Consider the following 3,044-nt stretch of genomic DNA (forward strand, 5'->3'; position numbering starts at 1 on the left):
CTGCTGCGGGCACGACGCGGGCGCCGGCCTGGCCCTGTGGTCGAGCCCGGCGACTGAGGCCGGTCGCGCGCCCGTGGCGGCGAACCGGCAAAGGCACCGTCGTATGGCTCGTCTCGCGCGCGTCCAGTAGCCGGCCTGACCTGGGGTTCCTGTGAGGTGCCGCCACGAGGGGGTCATGGCCACAGGAACGCCGTCACGTCAGCCGCCGTACACGCGCGGGAACGGCCTCAGCTGTCGTCGCCCGTGCCCGTCTCGTTGTTGAGGACGTCGAGGTTGATGTCCTGCAGGTGCAGGGCGGTGAGGAGGTCGACGTACTTCACCGAATCGTTCAGTACGTGGTTGAGCACGGTGAGGTCGTCGAGCACGCTCAGCTGGCTCAGGATCTCCTTGTCCTTGTTGAGCGGGTTGGGGCCGATGTCGGCCGAGGCGCTCATGGCCGAGAACCCGAACAGGAAGCTCCCCGCGATGGCTGCACCGGCAAGAATGCGACGCATCATTTGTTACCTCTCCTTTCGCGGAATCGGCGCGGAATGCGCGTCATCGTAAATCGCTCGCACAGGGTCGCGAGATTTCGCGAATAACAATGTCGCGGGCTTCGGCGTTCCGCAACCCGGCCCTGCTAAGCCGGGGTCAAATACCCGCCCCAATTCCTTGGCCGTTTATCATATCTCGTCCTGAAATGTCAGAGCGATCCAGATTTGCCGGATTTGGGCCCTTGGCTGATTTTTCATGTTATGGCCATACGTATGCCTCGCATGACCAAAGCGCGTTTTATCCACATAGAGAAGGAGGAATGCTAACGAGCACGCGCCGTGGCCGGTCCCGGCGCGATATGGTCACGGGGGCGCTGAATATGCCATGAATGGACTACGGCGACTATTGGTAATAGCACTGATCCTGGGCGTCGCGGAATCCGCTCCGGCGCCGGCCGCCAATGGCTGCGGCGTGATTTGCGGCGAGTCCGCACGCCCTGTCCTGGCCGCCCGGTCATCGGGCGGGACCATGGCGGTGCGGGCGGCGATGGAGATGATCGGGGTCCCGTACTCATGGGGCGGCGGCGGAGCGCACGGGCCCGGATTCGGGATCGGAAAAGGGGCCAAGATCAGCGGGTTCGACTGCTCCGGGCTCACCGAATACGCGTGGGCGCGGGCCGGGGTGCTGATCGGAACGACCACGAACGAACAGTGGCGTTCGGGGATCCGCATTCCGAAGGAGGCGATAGAGCCGGGGGATCTGGTCTTCTACGAAAGCGATCCACGCCGGACGGGGCCCGAGCACGTCGCCGTGGCCATTGACGCGACGCGGATGGTGCACGCCCCTTACACGGGTGCGTTCGTACGGGTGGATCCGCTGGACCGGCCGACGTTCCTGGGGGTCGTCAGACCGAGCGCGAGCGCGGCAAACGTCGGCAGGCTCGACGGGGCCGGCCTCTGACGCGCGACCGCGCGGCCCTGGTCGTCCTGCAGTGATCGACCTGGGCCGCGCGGTGCTGAGAGCTCGGTGCGCACCAAGCCCGTGCCGTGGCTTCGCGACTTTCCACGGCGCGGTTCTACCGGTTCACCTCAAGGCACCAGGAAGCCGACCTTGGCCGGGCGGGCTCCGGGTCTCCCACGGGAGCCGCCGATCGACTTCCTGCCTACGCCAAGCGAGGAGTCGTCAGTGGTCGTCGCCCGTGTTCTTCTCGTTGTTGAGGATGTCGGCGTCGATGTCCTGCAGGTGCAGCAGGGTCAGGATGTCGATGTACTTCACCGAGTCGTTGAGGACGTCGTTGAGTGCGGTCACGTCGTCGAGGATGCTGAATTGGCTCAGGATGCTCTGCCCGCCGTTGTGCGCGTTGGGGCCGACGTCGGCCGATGCTCCGGTGGCGGAGAAGCCGAACGCGGTGGCCGCGATCGCGGCACCGACCAGAATGCGACGGATCATGTTTGATTTCCTCCATGGATCGGCGCGGAATTCCCGACGCCATAGTCGTTTGTGCAGGGCTGTGAGGTGCCGCCCATAACCATCGCGGCAGGCAGCGGAAACCGCAACTCGGAAAGCCCACATCGAGGTCAAGGCGGCACCTCGATTTCTTGGCGCTCAGTTTTCCGGCTCATCGACGACATGCGGCTTATATGGCGTGCCGGTAGGCCGGCAAACGACATTCACTTTGGCCTGCCGCGCGAACGATGGCATAATCGTTCACCACTGTTTAGGCAACGATCGCCCGAAACTTGAGCATCGTCGTACGCCGATCGGCGTACCTGGAGCGCCACCCACAGGGTGACGTCCGGAGCGAACAAAGCGGCGAGGATGGCCGCGAGTTCCCGAATCCGGAGGTCAGGTGAGAGCGATGCGACCCACCATCCGCAAGACAGTCGTGGTTATCCACGTCATCGCGTCCGTCGCGCTGCTCGGTGAGGTGTGGGGGCTGGTCGTGCTGAATACGACGGCGGCCCTGGCAAATGATCCGGAGCTGGCGCACGCCGCCTATCGGTTGATGCCCGCGCTGGTGTTCGGGGGTGGGATACCGCTGAGCCTCACGGCATTGGCCACCGGCATCACGCTGGGGCTGACCAGCCATTGGGGGCTGTTTCGCTATTACTGGGTGACGGCCAAGCTCGTCCTGTTGGTGGTCGTGATCTGCGTGGGCATGCTGCTGTTCGACCCCGAGGGAATGGCGGCCGCGACCGAGGGCGGCATCGCGGCCGGGCCCGGTCGTCAGTGGGGTCAGGTCGCCGCGCTGGGCACGCAGATCGCCCTGCTCATGACGGCGACGACGCTGTCGGTGTTCAAACCGCGCCGGAAACTCGGCGGACATCGGCTGGCCGCGGCGGTAGAAAGATGACGACGTCCGGCGAACCCTCCTCACCGACCACCGGCTCGTCGCCGTCGAACTGACCCACGGATCCGGCATCATCCTCGCCACCGCCCGCTGACCCCCGCCTCCCGGCATCAAGACTCACACGAACAAGCACGTGAGCGGTGGCCGGGCGCGGGGGCCTCGGAAGCGGCCGGTGACCGGGGGGAGGTCCGGAAGCGTGGGCGGTGAGTGGTGCTAGGGG

At 65.6% G+C, this 3,044-nt stretch carries 4 protein-coding genes; 2 read left to right on the plus strand and 2 right to left on the minus strand.

The window, feature by feature from the left end:
- Window positions 1–227: 227 nt before the first annotated feature.
- The gene (locus ITP53_RS54625; RefSeq protein ID WP_195903358.1) at window positions 228–497 is read right to left on the minus strand and encodes a hypothetical protein; all 270 of its coding nucleotides are present in this window, start codon (window positions 495–497) and stop codon (window positions 228–230) included.
- 505 nt (window positions 498–1,002) lie between these two features.
- On the opposite strand from ITP53_RS54625, the gene ITP53_RS54630 reads away from it, so the two are divergent.
- Window positions 1,003–1,434, plus strand: coding sequence for a C40 family peptidase (locus ITP53_RS54630; protein WP_195903359.1), 432 nt, complete (start codon window positions 1,003–1,005; stop codon window positions 1,432–1,434).
- A gap of 222 nt (window positions 1,435–1,656) precedes the next feature.
- On the opposite strand, the gene ITP53_RS54635 is transcribed toward ITP53_RS54630, so the two are convergent.
- The gene (locus tag ITP53_RS54635; RefSeq protein WP_195903360.1) at window positions 1,657–1,923 is read right to left on the minus strand and encodes a hypothetical protein; all 267 of its coding nucleotides are present in this window, start codon (window positions 1,921–1,923) and stop codon (window positions 1,657–1,659) included.
- Between the two features lie 409 nt (window positions 1,924–2,332).
- On the opposite strand from ITP53_RS54635, the gene ITP53_RS54640 reads away from it, so the two are divergent.
- Window positions 2,333–2,827: a hypothetical protein gene (locus ITP53_RS54640; RefSeq protein WP_195903361.1), complete on the plus strand. Its 495-nt coding sequence runs from the start codon at window positions 2,333–2,335 to the stop codon at window positions 2,825–2,827.
- The last annotated feature ends 217 nt before the right edge of the window (window positions 2,828–3,044 follow it).

The organism is Nonomuraea cypriaca (genome assembly GCF_015645445.1).
Classification (GTDB): Bacteria; Actinomycetota; Actinomycetes; order Streptosporangiales; family Streptosporangiaceae; genus Nonomuraea; species Nonomuraea cypriaca.